The 17,857-nt window shown below is 34.6% G+C and carries 16 protein-coding genes; 4 read left to right on the top strand and 12 right to left on the bottom strand.

The features are described 5' to 3' along the window. The 5 genes from yfmF to LKACC16343_RS06290 all read right to left on the bottom strand — a co-directional run bounded on the left by yfmF (window position 1) and on the right by LKACC16343_RS06290 (window position 6,159). Complete coding sequence (yfmF, locus tag LKACC16343_RS06310) at window positions 1–1,275, bottom strand: EF-P 5-aminopentanol modification-associated protein YfmF (protein ID WP_056953918.1); 1,275 nt, start codon at window positions 1,273–1,275, stop codon at window positions 1–3. Further along, window positions 1,272–3,665 carry a DNA translocase FtsK gene (locus LKACC16343_RS06305; protein WP_056953916.1) on the bottom strand — a complete coding sequence of 798 codons (2,394 nt, stop codon included), beginning with the start codon at window positions 3,663–3,665 and terminating at the stop codon, window positions 1,272–1,274. Before LKACC16343_RS06305 ends, yfmF begins: the two co-directional genes overlap by 4 nt. Before the next feature lie 85 nt (window positions 3,666–3,750). Further along, a complete protein-coding gene (locus LKACC16343_RS06300) occupies window positions 3,751–4,197 on the bottom strand; it encodes a DUF1149 family protein (protein WP_025084608.1) in 447 nt (148 codons plus the stop codon). Window positions 4,198–4,250: 53 nt separating this feature from the next. Further along, window positions 4,251–4,760: a tRNA (uridine(34)/cytosine(34)/5-carboxymethylaminomethyluridine(34)-2'-O)-methyltransferase TrmL gene (gene trmL / locus LKACC16343_RS06295; protein WP_056953914.1), complete on the bottom strand. Its 510-nt coding sequence runs from the start codon at window positions 4,758–4,760 to the stop codon at window positions 4,251–4,253. A 184-nt stretch (window positions 4,761–4,944) separates the two neighbouring features. Beyond that, entirely contained in the window at window positions 4,945–6,159 is a 1,215-nt protein-coding gene (locus LKACC16343_RS06290; protein WP_056953912.1) for an AI-2E family transporter, read from the bottom strand. Window positions 6,160–6,227: 68 nt separating this feature from the next. On the opposite strand from LKACC16343_RS06290, the gene LKACC16343_RS06285 reads away from it, so the two are divergent. The 3 genes from LKACC16343_RS06285 (at window position 6,228) to LKACC16343_RS06275 (ending at window position 8,855) form a co-directional block, all read left to right on the top strand. Continuing rightward, on the top strand, window positions 6,228–7,247 hold the full coding sequence (locus LKACC16343_RS06285; RefSeq protein WP_056953910.1) for a lactonase family protein: 1,020 nt from the start codon (window positions 6,228–6,230) through the stop codon (window positions 7,245–7,247). A gap of 33 nt (window positions 7,248–7,280) precedes the next feature. Next, a complete protein-coding gene (locus LKACC16343_RS06280; RefSeq protein WP_056953907.1) occupies window positions 7,281–8,120 on the top strand; it encodes an undecaprenyl-diphosphate phosphatase in 840 nt (279 codons plus the stop codon). Window positions 8,121–8,210: 90 nt separating this feature from the next. Continuing rightward, on the top strand, window positions 8,211–8,855 hold the full coding sequence (locus LKACC16343_RS06275) for a copper homeostasis protein CutC (RefSeq protein WP_056954057.1): 645 nt from the start codon (window positions 8,211–8,213) through the stop codon (window positions 8,853–8,855). 102 nt (window positions 8,856–8,957) lie between these two features. Here LKACC16343_RS06275 and mgtE read toward each other — a convergent pair whose 3' ends face one another. From mgtE to yjbM, 4 genes are read right to left on the bottom strand one after another with little or no spacing between them, the layout of a single operon-like run. After that, window positions 8,958–10,331, bottom strand: coding sequence for a magnesium transporter (mgtE, locus tag LKACC16343_RS06270; protein WP_056953905.1), 1,374 nt, complete (start codon window positions 10,329–10,331; stop codon window positions 8,958–8,960). Continuing rightward, window positions 10,324–11,244, bottom strand: coding sequence for an RluA family pseudouridine synthase (locus LKACC16343_RS06265; protein ID WP_056953903.1), 921 nt, complete (start codon window positions 11,242–11,244; stop codon window positions 10,324–10,326). The genes mgtE and LKACC16343_RS06265 overlap by 8 nt, the downstream gene beginning before the upstream one ends. Next, window positions 11,231–12,043, bottom strand: coding sequence for an NAD kinase (locus LKACC16343_RS06260; protein ID WP_056953901.1), 813 nt, complete (start codon window positions 12,041–12,043; stop codon window positions 11,231–11,233). The genes LKACC16343_RS06265 and LKACC16343_RS06260 overlap by 14 nt, the downstream gene beginning before the upstream one ends. After that, the gene (gene yjbM / locus LKACC16343_RS06255; protein WP_025084617.1) at window positions 12,040–12,696 is read right to left on the bottom strand and encodes a GTP diphosphokinase; all 657 of its coding nucleotides are present in this window, start codon (window positions 12,694–12,696) and stop codon (window positions 12,040–12,042) included. The genes LKACC16343_RS06260 and yjbM overlap by 4 nt, the downstream gene beginning before the upstream one ends. A 144-nt stretch (window positions 12,697–12,840) precedes the next feature. On the opposite strand from yjbM, the gene LKACC16343_RS06250 reads away from it, so the two are divergent. Continuing rightward, window positions 12,841–13,494, top strand: coding sequence for a DsbA family protein (locus LKACC16343_RS06250; protein WP_056953899.1), 654 nt, complete (start codon window positions 12,841–12,843; stop codon window positions 13,492–13,494). Between the two features lie 50 nt (window positions 13,495–13,544). Here LKACC16343_RS06250 and LKACC16343_RS06245 read toward each other — a convergent pair whose 3' ends face one another. The 3 genes from LKACC16343_RS06245 to LKACC16343_RS06235 form a co-directional block, all read right to left on the bottom strand. Next, window positions 13,545–14,396 carry a competence protein CoiA gene (locus LKACC16343_RS06245; RefSeq protein ID WP_056953897.1) on the bottom strand — a complete coding sequence of 284 codons (852 nt, stop codon included), beginning with the start codon at window positions 14,394–14,396 and terminating at the stop codon, window positions 13,545–13,547. 57 nt (window positions 14,397–14,453) lie between these two features. After that, entirely contained in the window at window positions 14,454–15,128 is a 675-nt protein-coding gene (locus LKACC16343_RS06240) for an adaptor protein MecA (RefSeq protein ID WP_054643070.1), read from the bottom strand. Window positions 15,129–15,256: 128 nt separating this feature from the next. Beyond that, window positions 15,257–17,797: a BspA family leucine-rich repeat surface protein gene (locus LKACC16343_RS06235; RefSeq protein ID WP_056953895.1), complete on the bottom strand. Its 2,541-nt coding sequence runs from the start codon at window positions 17,795–17,797 to the stop codon at window positions 15,257–15,259. Window positions 17,798–17,857: the final 60 nt, after the last annotated feature.

The following is a 17,857-nucleotide window of genomic DNA, read 5'->3' as shown; positions in this document are numbered from 1 at the left end:
TTAATCTCCAATCAATTGATACTGTGCGATTGCATGCATATGTGCGGCTACACTTGCTACATGTTTTTTATCTAGATTGTTTAATTCATCTTCAAATTGTTGATTACTCAACAGTGTTTGAGGATAAATTGTTTCCCAAATACTACGCATAATATAATACTGAATTGAGTCGGTAGATATCTTACGACGTGTGAGCATCACCTTTTGAGCATGTTTGATTTGATCATCTGTAACTTTTCCATTTTTAATATAAGCAATCTGATCATCAATCAGTGTTAACGCCTCTTCAATTGAATCAGCATCTAAACCAGCCTGAATAGTCACTAAATGACTGATTGGTTGATAAGTACTAGAAACAGAATAAGCTAAACTATTTTTTTCTCGTACTTGTAAAAATAGTTGTGACTGATCATCACCACCTAAAATCAAATTCATTACTTGCGGTGCCATACGATTGAAATCCTTAGAAACCCCTTTGGTTGCATATGCCAAACCAATACGGCTTTGATTCAAATGTTTGTGTTCTATTTGATTAGCCGGATTCTTAATTAAATCATCAAAGTTGCTAAAGGAAATAGTTAAATCACTACGGTCATTCTTTAATTTTTCAGCAAAAATACTTTCATTCAAATATTTTGAAAATTCCGTTTCATCAATATTACCGACTACGTTAATAATTACCAAATCGTTAGCAATAATGTCTTGATAAGCCTTGAAAAGCTCATCATTGTTCAACTTCTCTAATTGTTCCACGCTACCAAAAATTGGAACCTGACGATTAGGATCATCACGATAAATCAATTTAATCAATCCAAGTGAACTGACTAAATCCTGATTGTCTTGAATCGACAATAGATTAGACATCAAATTACGCTTTTCAGTTGAAAAAGCTTCATTATCAAAAACTGAGCCATTCAAATTAGGCTTGAAAATAACCTCTCCAAGCAAATCTAAATTATCCTTGATTTGAGTTTTTCCATCGATCAAGAATGCGGGATCGGCGAATTCTACACTAAAAGCTAAATCATTAAAGTTCAACAAGTTACGTGTATAAACACTTATCTCTGATCCATAGAGATCCATCTCACGATCATTTATCGCTTGAAAACTAGGATAATCCTTTGTCGAATTGGACAAAACATTTGCCAATAAACGACGACTAGTCATTTCATCCTTATTTAGTGGACGTAAGAAATCTATTTGAATCTTAATGGTACGGAATTTTTTTATTGGATTAATATTCAAAAAAATATTTTTTGCTAATCTTTTTTTCAATTTTTCACCTGATTTTTCCTAATTGTTTCTAACTGTTCTTCAGTAATTAAAACCTTCCTTGGTTTACTACCCTCTGAAGGTCCAACAATACCTTTATCTTCCATCTCATCAACCATTCGAGCAGCACGATTATAACCAATTTGGAATCTTCTTTGTAACATTGAAACACTAGCAGATTGCTGTTTAACAATCATTTCAACTGCATCATCCCAATATTCGTCATTTGGTTTATCATCGCTTGTTGAACCACCCTCGTCAACATCAGTTGGAATCATATCTTCATCATAATCAGCGGCCTGTTGACTACTTACAAAGTTAACTACGTTTTCAACCTCTGATTCGGATATATAAGCTCCCTGCAGACGAACTGGCTTACTCTTCCCAATTGGTTGGAATAACATATCACCACGTCCTAAAAGCTTCTCAGCCCCAACAGAATCCAAAATAGTTCTTGAATCAACACCACTGGAAACGGCAAAAGCAATACGTGATGGAATATTAGCTTTGATCAATCCGGTAATAACATCAACAGATGGACGTTGTGTAGCGATAATAATGTGTAATCCAGCTGCACGAGCCATTTGAGCTAAACGAACAATCGCAGCTTCAACTTCATGACCAGCAACCATCATTAAGTCAGATAACTCATCAACTATAACGACGATATAGGGCAAATGTTCCATCTTATCTTCATCAGCAGCTGTTTTATTGAATTTATCAACATCTGCGTTGTATTCACCAATATTACGATGACTGGTTTCCGCAAATAATTTATAACGGCGTTCCATTTCTTTAACAGCCTTCTGTAACGCACCAGCAGCTCGTCTAGCATCAGTTACAACCGGGATCAAAAGATGCGGTATCCCATTATAAACATTCAATTCAACCATCTTAGGATCAATTAAAATTAATTTAACTTCACTTGGCTTTGCTTTCATTAAGATACCAGTAATAATCGTATTGATAGCTACAGACTTACCACTACCAGTTGAACCAGCAATCAACAAATGGGGCATCTTGGTGATGTTAGCTTCGATAATGTTACCTGAAACTTCTTTACCTAGCGGAACAACTAATGGATGCGTCTTATCCTTCTGATTCTCGGTTATATCCCGAAATGAGACTGTTGAAATGGTTTGATTAGGTACTTCAATACCGACAAAAGATTTACCCGGAATTGGAGCCTCAATACGAATATCTTTAGCAGCAAGTGCCAAAGCCAAGTCATCAGCTAAATTGACAATTTTACTTACCTTTACACCGACTGCGGGTTGAACTTCATACTTAGTAATAGTTGGTCCTAAACTAGCTTTTTTAACCTCAACATCGACACCAAAACTCTTAAAGGTTTTCTTTAATTTGTCTTTATTATCATCAATCAATTTCACTTCTGCACTTTGATCAGTCTGCGGAATTTGTTTAAGTAAGTCTGGACCTGGTAGTTTATAGTCACTATCGTCTGTTTCAACTGTTTTAGAACTAATTGGATCAGGTAAATCCTTGTCTTTAGTTCCATCAATACCATAAGGCTTTGAAACAACTTCAGCTGTGCTATTAGAAGTTGAATCTGCCAGATCTGGTTTCAAATCCGGCGCCTTAGGCATATCGATATGAAAATCAGAATCATCAGCCGAAGTTTCCGGTTCTTTCTTAGCAAAACTATTAACATCTTTAAACTTACTGTCATCACGTTCAACTACAGGTTCTGGTTTAACTCGTGATGCTTTTTCTTTTTCAACTGCCCTTTGATCAACATAATCACCGTACTTACCAGTAACAGCATCCTTAGTTTTGATGGCCAAATGCTTAAAGTAAACTAACACATTAGTCGTTACAACTGAAACTTGCTTCATCGTTACATTAAATAACATCAATATTCCAATGAAAATAATTAAGGCTGTTACAAAGTAAGTTCCAATAGTTGAAAACATTGGCATGAAAAAACTATATAAATATGAGCCAATCATACCGCCACCAACTGAATTATCGACCGACACTTGAGTCATATCGGCCGCTAACGTATTCCAAGTCACTAAATTATAATTATGGTATAACGACATACTGGAGAAAAATATGCCATGTAAAATAATTAGTGAACCTAAATATACAAACAATAAACCAAAATTTCTCTTTGGCGTCATGATGGGAATTCTTCCCGTAGCTATAACGAACGCCGCAACAAAAATGCTGATAATTAATAAAACTGGATAACTATCTCCCACCAACATTCGATAAAGATTATCAAATGTTTTACCGACAATTCCAAATTTAAATAAACCTAAAATTGACAATATTATCCATACCAAACTAACTAACGATCTAATTAGCCGTGAATTGTTTGTAGTTGTTTTTCTCTTTCTAGGCTTTGAAGTTGCCTTTTTTCTTGCCATAAATACCTCACACGATTCTATAAATAATCAATTAAAATTATACCTGTTTTGATACTCAAAAAAAACAGCCCGCATGGACTGTTTTTTATTTATTAGACTCTTTATTCTTTAAATCCTTTAATGCTTGATTAGGTTCAATTTCGATATCCTTGTTAAAGTTCAGGGAGAATCCACGATTCAATGAAACGCTTGTTACTTGATAAGTCAACGTTTCAATGTATTCAACTACTGGACGTGATAATTGTTGAACATCTTTAGCTTCTAGATCTTGAATTTCACCATGGAAACCAATTGGCTGAACAACTTGACCAATCAAGCCAGATACTTTAAACGGTGCATTTTCTGGATGAATTTCAAATGGCACAACTACTTGTAAAATTTTACCTTCATCTTCATTTAATGGTTCGCCATTTTCATCTTTAAATTCTGGATGTTCAATATTGATGTTCAATTCTGTCTTCACATCAGCACTGGGTGACTCCACATCATAATGGAACGATTGAACGTTAACTTCGCCTTTATTTATCTTCATATTAATTTACCCCTTGTATTCAAAATAATAATGAGTTCCTTAATAGCTTATTTCTAATCCAGTTTATCATTTTCATAGTGATGACTTAACTCTAATCCCGCAAAATGTTGTTGACGAACAGCTTCATAAATTACTAAAGCAGCACTATTTGATAAATTAAGTGCTCTAATATTGTCACTCATTGGTATTCTCAAACATTTTTCAGGATTACGACGCATGAAGTCTTCAGGAAGACCGGTTGTTTCCTTACCGAATAAGAAATAATGATCCTTTGAAGTGTCAGAGAAATCTTGATCACTATAGACTTTATCTGAAAACTTCGTAATCAAGTATAAATACTTATCGTCAGGAATGGAATCTAAAAAGTCATTCAAATTGTCATGATAAGTAATATCGACTTTATCCCAATAATCTAATCCGGCACGTTTCATATGTGCATCATCTGTGCTAAATCCTAGTGGACGAATTAAATGTAGCTTAGTGTCAGTACCGGCACAAGTTCTAGCAATATTACCAGTATTAGCTGGCATTAGTGGTTCATATAAAGCAATGTGATTAGTCATTTATTTTTTCCCCTTCTTTAAACAAAAAAGCGCATACCCTCGGTGAACACCACAGCAAGGACATGCGCTAGTAAAGCCTTATGTTTACTTGCTTTTGTCAAAATCTCTTCTGAGAAAAACAAATAACCGCAAACTCATAGTGTATTATATACGACATGTACGGTCTAGACAACAGAAAAGTGAATTATTTGTGATTTTCTTGAGATTTTTTTTCATTATCTGTACTTGTTTCCGGTTCTGTATCCAAATTTTCAATATCTTCATCGTCATACCAACTGGAATTACGTTTAAACCAATTAAAGAATCTTGTGAAGATGATTTTCAAGATAGCAAAAATTGGAATACCAGCAACCATACCTACTAAACCATACATCCCTGCTGAAACTAACAAGACCAAAATAGTTGTAACTGGATGCATCTGCATTTTATTACCAACAATTATTGGAGAGATAACTCGTGTCTCAATTGTTTGTTCAACAACAAAGACAATTAAAACTTTTAATACCATTGATGGCGCAATAAAAGCTGCAATAACTAGTGAAGGCACTAGAGCCAAAGTTGAACCGATATAAGGAATTAAATTCAATATTCCAGCTACAATACCTAAAACTAAAGCGTATCTTTGTCCAATAATCAGATAGCCCACAAAGAACATCACAGCAACCCAAAATGCCACCGTCAATTGACCAGTTATATAAGAACTTAATGATTGACTGATCTCAGAAAGCATATCGCCCACTGACTTCTTAATACGATTAGGCATCACCTTAACAATTGATTCCTTAAATTTACGATCATCTTTTAACATAAAGAACAGAATAAATGGTGCTGTCATAATAATAACAACGACATTAGTTAAGACACTAACAGCGGAACTAATATTATTAACCGTCTGTGGTAGAATCTGATCCATTGATTTTTCAAAACTCTTTGTGATACTAGTGTTCGTTTGTACCAAGCGCTCACGCACCATATGTAACTTAGGATCAGAAAACATATTTTGCAAACTCTTATTCAAAGAGTTCCAATATTGTGGCCAATTTTTAACCAATGAATCAATCTGATCTTGAACAAACGGGATCAAAGACATAACACCCCAAATTAATAGTGCCAAAATAATAATAAAGACAAATATAATTGAGATAATTCGATTAACATGAAATTTGTTTTCCAACACATTGATCAACGGATTAATCAGATAATATAGTATCAAAGCCAAAATAACCGGTGGCATGGTTATTCCTAAAATCTGATTAAGCGGATCAAAAACAAATTTTATCTTTGAAAAAAGATAAATTATCAAAAATACTAAGAAAACATTAATCAAAATCACCGTCAATTGATTATTCAAGAACCATTGATAAAACCAACTTTTTCTTTTTTCCGGCGTTTCTTTCATAAAGTACTCCCCAAAAATTTTCTATTAAGAATATACTATATACTATACAATGTTTGGAGGTTTTTGTAATGTTTGAAAAGGTTCTCTTTAGTGGTTACACAAAAAAAGCTGGTAAAGGTGTTTATTCAGCTGAATTCAATTCCGATAATGGTGAATTATCCACACCTAAAGTCCTAGTTGAATTAAATGGTCCTACATATATTGACGTAACAAATAATCTAAAATTGATTGCCCTAGCTAAAAAAGGCGATCGTGGTGGTATCGTTGTTTACGATATTAAGAATGATGAACCAAAATTATTGGATGAAGATTTCTCAGAAGAAACTTCACCATCATACGTTAAATTCGATGCTAGTCGTAATCTAATCTTTAGTGCCTATTTCCATTTGAGCAAAGTTAAAATTGATCATTTAACTGACGACGGCAAGATCGAACACTATTCTGAGGTTAAATTTGAAGGTCACGGTCCTCGTGTTGAACAAGACCAATCTAAGCCTCACTTCAGTAGCCTTACGCCAGATGGCAAATTAATCATTTGTGATTACGGTGCTGATCGTATTTATATTTACGATATATCTGATGCTAAGAATCCTAAATTGATGAATAACTATATTGCACCCGCTGGTTATGCACCAAGACACTTGGTATTTAATCCAACAAAACCATACGTCTATGTTGCCTGCGAATTATCATCTAAGGTTCTAGTTATGGAATACAATGCTGAAACAGCTGGATTAACATTAGTTGATGAAGTTGAAGCTGCTAAAGATGAACAGAAGAACACTACTGCAGCTATCCGTATCACAAAAGATGGTAAGTTCCTTTATGCCTCAACTCGTGGAGCTGATACAATTGCCCTCTTTGGTGTTAACGAAAAAGGTGACCGTCTCAAGAAAATCAATACTACTTCATCAGATGGTAAAGGCCCTCGTGACTTTGACTTAGACCCTTCTGAAAAGTACTTGATTGCAGCTAACCAAGATTCAGATAACATCACTATCTTTAAGAGAAATATGAAAAAAGGAATTTTGACTAGTTTGGAAAATAATATTTCCATTCCTGAGTGTGTATGTGTACACTTTATTTAGTTCCAAATTTAGTCAGGAGAATAATTAATTATTATGTTCATTGAAATCATTAAAACCATTATCCTTGGTATTATCGAAGGTTTCACTGAATTCCTACCTATCAGTTCAACTGGACATTTGTATTTAGCTGATGAATTCGTTAAATTAAACGAACCTACCGCTTTTATCAACATGTTCATGGTAGTTATTCAGTTTGGGGCGATCTTAGCCGTTATCCTCATCTACTTCCACAAATTGAATCCTTTCTCACCCAAGAAAAACAACGTAGAAAAGAAACAAACTTGGAGTATTTGGTTTAAAGTTATTGTTGCTATCTTACCTTCCGTAATTATCGGACTTCCACTAAACGATTGGATGGATAAACATCTTACTAGTTGGCAAGTAATTTCGGCCACACTATTAATTTATGGTATTTTATTCATCGTCGTTGAAAATTGGCTCAAGAATAAGGATCCTCAAACAGCTGATCTGGACAGTCTTTCATACAAAACTGCCTTTCAAATTGGACTTTTCCAAGTCCTCTCACTAGTTCCTGGTACATCACGTTCCGGTGCAACTATTTTAGGTGGTATGACCGTTGGTACATCTAGATTCGTAGCTACTGAATTTTCTTTCTTCTTAGCTATTCCAACAATGTTTGGTGCTAGTCTTTTGAAAATATTTAAATATTTCAAACATGGTAATACTTTTACTGGTGATCAAACGATAATTCTTCTTGTTGGTACTTTGGTATCATTTATCGTTGCTTATGCTTCAATCAAATTCTTGCTTGATTACATTAAACGTAATGACTTCAAGGCTTTTGGTTGGTACAGAATCATTTTAGCTATTATCGTAATTGCTTACTTTGGTTCTAAAGCATTGATGGCTTAATCTCATATGCTAGTTAAATCTCGATCGATTGTATTATAATTGGTCGGGATTTTATTTTTAATAATATAAATATAAGAGGGGTTGATTATTATTTTTAAAGAAGTTGCTGTTGAAAACTTTACTAATATTCCTACTGCTGTACTGAAAGGTGCTAATAGAATTGAGCTAAACGACAATCTTGCCGTTGGTGGTACTACTCCTAGCCTAGGAGTACTTCAAGAAAGCACAAAATATCTACAAGAAAAGTCGATTCCTGTTGTTGAAATGATTCGTCCCCGTGGTGGAAATTTTGTTTATAACGATTTAGAGATCAAAATGATGGAAGCCGACCTCTTCCAAGCTCAAAAATTAGGTGTTGACGGGGTTGCTTTCGGTGCTTTAACTGCCGATGGTGATCTAGATGAAGATGCAATGGAACAACTAATTGCCGCTTCAGCCGGTATGCAAATTGTTTTCCACATGGCATTTGATGCTTTAGCCGAAGACAATAAAAAATCAGCAATTGATTGGTTAGTCGACCATGATGTTGATCGTATCCTTACTCATGGTGGTCCATTGACTACTTCCATTGATCAAACCGTCGATAAAATTAAAGGATACGTTGATTATGCTGCTGGTAGAATTACAATTCTGCCTGGTGGTGGTGTTAACTATCAAAACTGTGACACTATTGCTGAAAAGTTAGGTGTCAAAGAAGTCCACGGTACTAAAGTTATCGATGGCGTTAATAACTAGATAATAAAAAAAGCTCAGTGTAACAATCATCCTTGATGGTCGTTATACTGAGCTTTTTTATTAACTATTTTTATAGTGGAAAGCATCCCATATTCCACTTTTTCAAGCTTTAACGAAATATTGCATAAATACGCCAGCGATACTAAAGTAAATCAAAACACTGGTTAAATCACTTAACGTCGAAATAAATGGTCCACTGGCCACAGCAGGATCAAATCCAAAACTAGACATTAACATTGGAATTAAACTACCGGCTAAGTTGGCGACCGTTATAGCGGCACACATAGCTAAACCAATAACCATACCCAAAACAAAGTTATGTTTCCAAATACCAACTAATAGAAAGACCGAAACGCCAGTAACTAACCCAGTTACAAAACCAGTAATCAATTCCTTACCTATTAGTTTTAAAAACTCATGGCGATTGATTTCTTCAACTGCTAGACGCCTAACAGCAACAGCCAAACTCTGTGTACCCGCGTTACCAGCCGTACCTGTAATTGTAGAAATAAAAACCGCCAAAATACTAGCCTCAGCTAATAAACTTTCATAATGATTGATTAAAGTTGCCGTAATCATACTCAGTAATAACAAAGTTATCAACCAAGGTAATCGCTTTGAGGCAGCTTTGAATGGTCCATCATTATTAGCTTCATCCATACTAACACCGGCCAAACCAGAATAGTCTTGTTGAGCCTCATCATCAATAACTTCAATAACATCATCAACCGTAACGATACCAACCATCTTATTTGAATGATCGACTACTGGAACAGCTAAGAACTCATAATCTCTGAAGACTTGGGCTACCTCAGCTTGTTCAGCATCAACATTAACCGTTATAACGTCGCTATTCATATGATCACCTAAAATGTCATTATCATCCAACATGATCAAATCACGTAATGACATCACTCCGACTAAATCATCATGACTATCTAAAATGTATAGGTAATAAATTGTTTCAGCCGTTTCGGCAAACTTTTTCAAAGCCCTAATGGCTACTGACGATGTCTCTTCTTCATGAAACTGAACATAGTCAGTAGTCATAATACCACCGGCTGTTTCAGTATCATAATGTAACAAGCCTCTTAAATTATTAGCATCATTTTTAGGCATTTGCTCCAAAAAACGGTCAACATCCACTTTATCCAGATGTTCCAAAACATCAGCAGCATTATCGTCATACATATCATTCAACATCTTTGAAGCATAATCCAAATCCATTTCCTTCAACAAATCAGGAATTGCTGGATTGTCATCTTCAATAGTATCGAACATATCGCCCATTTCATCCGGTTCCAAGATGGAATAAAGCGTAACTCGTTCTTCTTTATTTAAAGTGAGATAGAACGTACTTTGATCGTAAAAATGCATATCAAGATAGGTTTTTCGAAACCTTTTCTTGTCATCACTATCGAGGTACCGTTTTAACTGTTCAAATTTTTCTTGCAGTCTCTTTTCATTTTCATCCATTTCTCTCACCCCTTAACACACTCTTTAAGATTACCATATCCTGAGGTAAAGGCGCCTTTAAATTTAACAACTCTTTTGTTACCGGATGAACGATTTGTAGATTATAACAGTGTAACGCTTGTCGATGAATTCGAGGATCAATTTTTTGGCTGTACATATCATCCCCGATAATAGGATGACCAACAGCCGATAAATGTACCCTTATTTGATGGGTTCGTCCTGTTAATAATTTAAGTTCCAACAGACTACCATTATCATAATTTTCCACCGTTTTATAAACCGTTTGTGATTTCTTACCCACTTGATGGTCAATTGCTCGTTTATAAAAAGCATCCGGATCAATACCAATTGGTAAATCAATTAATCCACTGGCTGGTTCCATATGTCCATAGATCATTGCTAAATAAAACTTTTGAAAGTCTTCTGTGTGAAGGATTTGATCTAACAATGAATGTGCATACGACGTCTTTGCAAATACCATTAAACCTGAAGTATCTCGATCCAAACGGGTAACCAAATGGATCGTACTGTTCTCTTTTTTAGAGATTAAGTATGCCTTAACTAAGTTAGCCATCGTTTTACTATCACGAGCTTTAGCGGGTAAACTGGCTATCCCTGGTGGCTTGTTAACAACTAATAGATAATCATCTTCAAAGATTACATCTACTGATCCTGTCATTGGTTTAATCAAATCCGATGGTTCCTCAGCGTTAAGGACAATCAACATCTCATCTCCATCATGTAACTGAAAATTGAAATGTCGTTGTTTATGATTGACAAAAATACGTCCACCTTTATTTTTCATGTTGTGCAATTGACTAGAGGAAAATTTATGCTGCACGAGAAATTTACGGATAGTTTTCTTGTCATTAGGACTGATCACAAATTTTAAGAAACGATTATTTTTTTTCATTTTGTGCTAAGAAAGCTGTTTCTACTCTAGTCCAGAAATGTCTATGACGATATTGGGCAAATTGGGCTCGTTGATAATTAAGCTTAATCGTAATCTTCTTAACATTCTTGAGCTTTGTAGTAATTCCATCACAACTAATAACATAATCATCAGCTGTCTGTGGATAAAGATCGACTTGTTGATTGTGAGGGATAATGATTGGTGAAGAAATTGTTCGGTAAACACGATTGTTAATCGAAGCAATTTCAATCATTTGAAAGACACTAATTTTTGGATGAATCAAGGCTCCACCAACTGACTTAGAGTAAGCCGTTGAACCGGTTGGTGTTGAAAAACAGAGTCCATCCCCACGAAAACTTTCAAAGAATTCTTTATCTAAATCAACACGTGTCTTCATGGTTAAAGAAGATAATCGTCTAACAACCGTTTCATTAATTGCTATTCCGTGGAAAAGTGAACCCTCTTTATTCTCAACAACAATATCTAGAACAGGGTAACTAGTCGAAGGAATATTATCTTGACATTCAATGATTCGCTTAGCCAATTCATCAATTTCCGTATCTGTCCAATCTGAATAGAAGCCTAAATGACCAGTATGCAGAGCTAAAAATCTTACACGGTCCAGATGTGCTGCATAGGCATGAAAAGTACTCAAAAGTGTTCCGTCGCCACCTACACTAATAACTAATTGGGGATTACGACGATCCAATATTAACCCAGCATTTAACAATTTACTGCGTAATTTATTTGCCGCTTCAACCGACTGTTCTTTGTTGTTATTATTAATCCATAATTTCATTTTTTATCCTGCTCCGTTGGGCCATTTAAATCCCGTTTTCGATCTGTGAAGTATTGCTGAGCATCCTGAATCTCTTCCCGTATTTTGGACATCTCTTCGTCCAACATGAATGAGGCTTCAGCAGCTCGTTTTAATCGTTCATTGATCTCTTCAGGAAAATCACCTTTATATTTGTAATTTAACGAATGCTCTATTGTTGACCAGAAATTCATTGCTAAAGTTCTGATTTGGATCTCAGCAAGAATATTTATCTGTCCATTAGATGTTTGAATTGGATACTCGATTACGACGTGATATGAACGATAACCACTTGGCTTACTGTTAGCAATGTAGTCACGTTCCTCAATAACACGCATATCTTCACGGATATGCAATAATTTGGCCACTTCGTAAATATCCTCCACAAACTGACACTGGATTCTTATTCCTGCGATATCTTGCATATCTTGTTCCAATAATTCCTTAGAAATAAATCGGCGACGCATCTTTTCCTTAATACTATCGACCGTTTTAACACGTCCTGTCACAAATTCAATAGGTGAATGTTCATTTTTTTCGAGGAATTCTTTTCGTAAATTTCTAAATTTAATTTTTAGCTCATCAACTGCCTGTGAATAAGGTATCAAAAATTCATTCCATTTGATTTCTGACATAATAACCTCGCTTTAATATAAATATATCGTAGTTTTGTAAAAGATTCATCTAAATATAAATATTACCAATCTTTGAGTTTAAAATTTTACCTTTTTTAAAAATGTTGGTAGAATGACATTGCAATAGAGATGGAGGGAAACATAATGTGGGAAGTATTTTTATATATTAATCCATTATGTTCGTATTGTTTAAAAGTGGAACAAGCAATTATTGATTTCACTAGAAAACACGATATTGATACACAATATCATTTTGTGACGAACTATAATATGGCAACAATTAACGATTATGTTCAATTAAAAGGTTTCAAGATTACCGACATTAAGGAACGTACCTGTGCATCTCAAGATGTAATTGAAGCTGCAAAACTTTATAAAGCAGCATCCTGTCAGGGTAACAAAAAAGCACGTAACTTTTTAATGAATCTTCAAGAACAAGTAAATATTTTGAATAATCCCTTTGATGATAACACTATCAGGCGCGTAATTAACAATAGTGGGCTTGATTACAAGTCCATCATGACTGATAAAGAAAGCCAATGTGTCAGCCAAGGTTTAAAGCGTGACCAACAATTATCAATGGAAATGCATATTCAAAAGGCACCAACGGCTGTAATTTTTGATTGTGAAGACGATGAAAAACCAGGCATGATGATCAATAATTTTGGAGAATCTACTTCTCAAGAAGATATTACCAATAACATTAACATCCTGTTAGAACGAGAACTTCCACAAGATGTTGCCAGTAATGTTTCTACTTCTGGAACAGTTATCAGTTTAGATAGATTTAGAAAATAGTTTTACAAACAAATATAGCTACTAGATCCCAACAATAGGGTTTCTAGTAGCTATTTTTTTAACAATGGCTGCTTCAACCGCTTAGGCATTTGACCACAACGTCTTTGCCAAGCTGGATTAGCAAATATAGGAAATTCCGCATCAAATTTATCTTCTTTGAGATACTCTTCCACCGTCATTTTGTGTACTGTATAAAAGTTTAATTTGAACCTTTGCGATACTAAGTCGTTCTTTTTTCTGATTTTCTTTAACCAGCGTTTATCAGTATATATTCTCAATTTTTGAATTAATTTTGGTCGAAATATAAACAATTTATAAAATTTTGTTCTTGAAAAAATTCTTTTTTGATAAATCATTTTATTAAATGGACCGATGAATTCAATGTTATAAAAAAGTGTCATTATCCCTTGCTGTGAATCTAAGGTTAATAGGTAAAACTGCCAAGTTTTATTATAGGAAATAAATTTTAAATGCTCGCGTCCCAATTTGTTTTTTAAATAATGACCACCCAAGATCCAAATATTTTTTATTCCCACACTACGATACCCATTAACTCTCTTAGTTAAAATATCAGCATTAATTTGCGCACACTGATACTCAACCGCAAAATTCCCATTAACTAAAATATCCGGTCGCTGTTTAATTTTTGATAAATAAACCTCACTTGCTAAAGACCGCGGATTCAATTTACTCAGTTCATTCATCAACATCTTCTTACCTTTTTGATGAATCAAACGCTCGTTTATTTCGTTATTACATTTATTTCTGTGTCGAAAATAAATTCGTGATTCTGTAACGATCAATTTCACTCTTTGTTTACAGTGACAACAATAATAATTATTTTCTTTTTTCGCTTGCAGTGCATCAACTAATAATCCCATTTCATTTAAAGCGGCATACACTTCCATCACCTCTAGATAAAATTACGCAAAAAAAAACCAACCCTAATTGAGTTGGTTTTATTTTTTATCAAAATAATATCTAGTAAGTTCCAAAGCTGTCTTAGACATGATTTCCTTACCATACTCTGATAGGACAGCTGCTGTGACCTTTGTTTTAAAGCTATACTCACTAAGTAAAGCCAAAACATCACTATAAGTCATTTCATGCATCTCATCTGTAAACAGAATCAACTGCAAGTAATATTTATTGTCATATTCCCAAAGATTTGAAATTCCACTTTCTAAGTGTAATAAATCAGCCAATTGGACATAGTCCTCAAAGTCTTTAAATTCAACAATAACCGTCTTCGTAGGTGTATCTGGGTCATTCAAATATGGTGCTGTATCACTATCATATTCCTCAGTACCCATTTTTGCCTCGTTAGTATCATCATTATTATTAACGACTGAACCTTGTAGCCCATTTAATGGCAATGAATCTGTATCTTCAGAATCATCACTCTTACTGATTAACAGCTCCAAACCTGCTTTGTTTGGCATTATTTGGAAAGTAACTGGTTCATTATTCGTAAAGACATGATCCTTATCAACTTCATCCAAAATACTGTAAAAGAACGATTCGATTTGCTTCTTGTTACCTAACAAATCTAAAACAGTTACGCCACGTTCTTGTAAATCTTCCGTACTAAGAATGACTCTGATTGTATTCTCATTAAGTCGATCCATCTCCATCATAGTCACCTCAATTCTGTATCTACATTCTAACAGTCTTATAAACTATTTCAACTATCATATACCGATAACTCGAGTCATTCAAATAATATACTAAAACTCGAAAAGCTAGTCAAAAATAACGATTTCTATAGACTGTTGACCATAGTCCAATTTAAGGTGGTTGAATAGTTATCGCTCTTGGCATAAGACTCATTGTTCATATCCAAAAGGATTCCATCATCGTCATCCCAATTAATAGAACTAACTCCATCAGGAATTTCATCTTCGTAAATTGTCGTTGGAGTACCTGACAGAATTTGACTACTCTTTTTCTTTTCACGATAGACCAAAGCATTTTCTAGAGTATTTTGTCCATCTGCTGTAGTTAAGGGTTCAGATAAGGACACTGTGATCTTTGATACAACTTTATCAGCCGGATAATTATTATTATTAATCGTTATAGCAAAATCTTTATTTTTCCGATGAAAAATCTGTGGTGCATTATTGATCTTACCAAAATCAATATCTGGTACTTGCATTTTTATATTAATAATTGGATGTTGCTGCCAAACATACGTAGTAATTGGATTACCTGCGTTGGAAAATTGATCAACAATTTCTTGTGCTGAAAAGAGATTTCCCACTGGTTGATGGTCAGAACCTCCATTTGCATAATCAACCTCTTGCCATTTATCGCTAATTGCACTATAAGATTCAGAAGTTGATGAATCATTAATTTTTTTACCTACGACAGGAGTTGGAAATTGAACTCCAGTCGTATTTGGCTGTCCTTGAAGATTTTTCATAACTGATTTAGGACCAAGAGTAATTTTCCACAAATTATGTTCTAAGCCAAAGAAGTAACTCATATCGGTTGCATTAGTAGTATCCAATCCTGAGAGATCGACTGTTTCTAAACCAGAGGTACTATTCAGCATTGCATAAAAACTTTTCACATTAGGAGTATTCCATTTAGAAAAATCTAATTTTTTCAAAGAAGATGCACTCCAAAACATTCCATACATTGTTGTGGCGCTAGTAACATTCCAGTTTTCAATGGGCAGACTCTCCAATGCACTAGAGCCATTAAAGGTCAAATAAAAGCTTCCAACTTTAGACACATCCCAATTGACCAACGGTATCGTCTTAGCCTTAGTATTTTTTGAAAATGTCGAATTTAAATCAGTCAGAGATGAAGTATCCCAATCTTTCAAAAAATCAAAATTCGATATCGATGTTGCTAGAAACATACGGGACATCTTTTCAACTTTTGAAGTATCCCAATCAGCAATATTTAACCCATCAAAGTCAGTAATAGCTGAGCCATTGAATAATGCTGTCATATCAACTACCGAACTAGTGTCAAACGTACCAATTATCTTTTGTAATTTAGTAGTTCCCATAAATACGCTGCTTAAGTCCTCTACATTGGAAGTATCATACTGTGATAGATCAATCGTTTTAAATCCCGTTCCTGAAAACATAGAACCCATACGCAAAGTTTTATCAGTAACTAAAGTTTCATATCCTTTCAACGTATCTTCACTGAGTAATTTGTCATTGCTAAACATACTCCCCGTATGGTTTAACTTTGGAGTATTCCAATTAGATAAATCTAATTCTGCTAAATTAGAACAATCGCCGAACATCGAATACATTGACGTGACATTTGAGACATTCCAATCATTCACCATCGAAAGATCACTATCAGTCACTCCTGCAAACATTGAAGACATATTTTCTACATTTGATGTATCCCACTCTCTGATTCCCTTAACTTGTGAAACGTTACTATCACCGTTAAACATTGAGGACATATCTGTAACCTTGCCTATATCCCATTTGCTTAAATCCAACTCATTAAATTTGCTTTTATTAAACAAACTTGACATATCCGTGACCCTAGAAACATCCCAATCTTTGATGTCATCAGGATCATTTTTAATAAAATTCACATTCTGAAATGTTGACCTCATACTAGTTACATTTGATGTATCAAAACCTTTTAACCCAACTATTTCACCAGGAACCCCCAGAAAAAGAAGATTTAAACTGTCAGCTTCAGAAGTATCGAATCCCGATATATTAAGATACTCTAACGAATAACAGTTCATAAACATACCAAAAAAATTATTTACATGACTAGTATCAAAGTTCGATAAATCCAAACTCTTTAAAGAATTGTTATCGTAAAACATACTACCGAGCCACGTAACCTTGGATGTCTTCCAGGCTTCAAGACCAATTATTTCTGTTAATTTTTTATCCCCACTAAACATGTATCCCAATGTTGAAGCTGCCGATACATCTAAATTGGTTACATCAATTGTCGTAACATTTTCTAAATTTGAAAAAACTCCATTATTACCATTTGATGTAACAAAGTCATTATTTACTTTTACCCCATCTTCTACATAAACACTTTTAATTGAACTAGCGTAATTCTTCCAATTGCCCATGCCATAGGCTAATTGACCTGCGTGAACCGTCAACTTTCCAGTGCTGTCAATGTCCCAATTAGCCGTACCATTGACACCACTATATGTGATTGTCGCTGCTGTAGGTAACATGTCGTCAGTCTGTGCAAGGGATTCATTATTCATCAAATTAGCGGCATTCTGATTTAACAATTGTTGCACATCATTTGTCGTAGCCGCCTGTATCTCATTTGTCTCAAAAACGGTCATACACAAGATTCCCAAAAGTAGTATCACCGACAATATGACAAAGTTGTTTCTATTCGAAAT

This window comes from Companilactobacillus bobalius, from assembly GCF_002179915.1.
Lineage (GTDB): Bacteria > Bacillota > Bacilli > Lactobacillales > Lactobacillaceae > Companilactobacillus > Companilactobacillus bobalius.
Note: the sequence above shows the minus strand (reverse complement) of the source record. Positions and strands in the feature narration are given on the sequence as shown.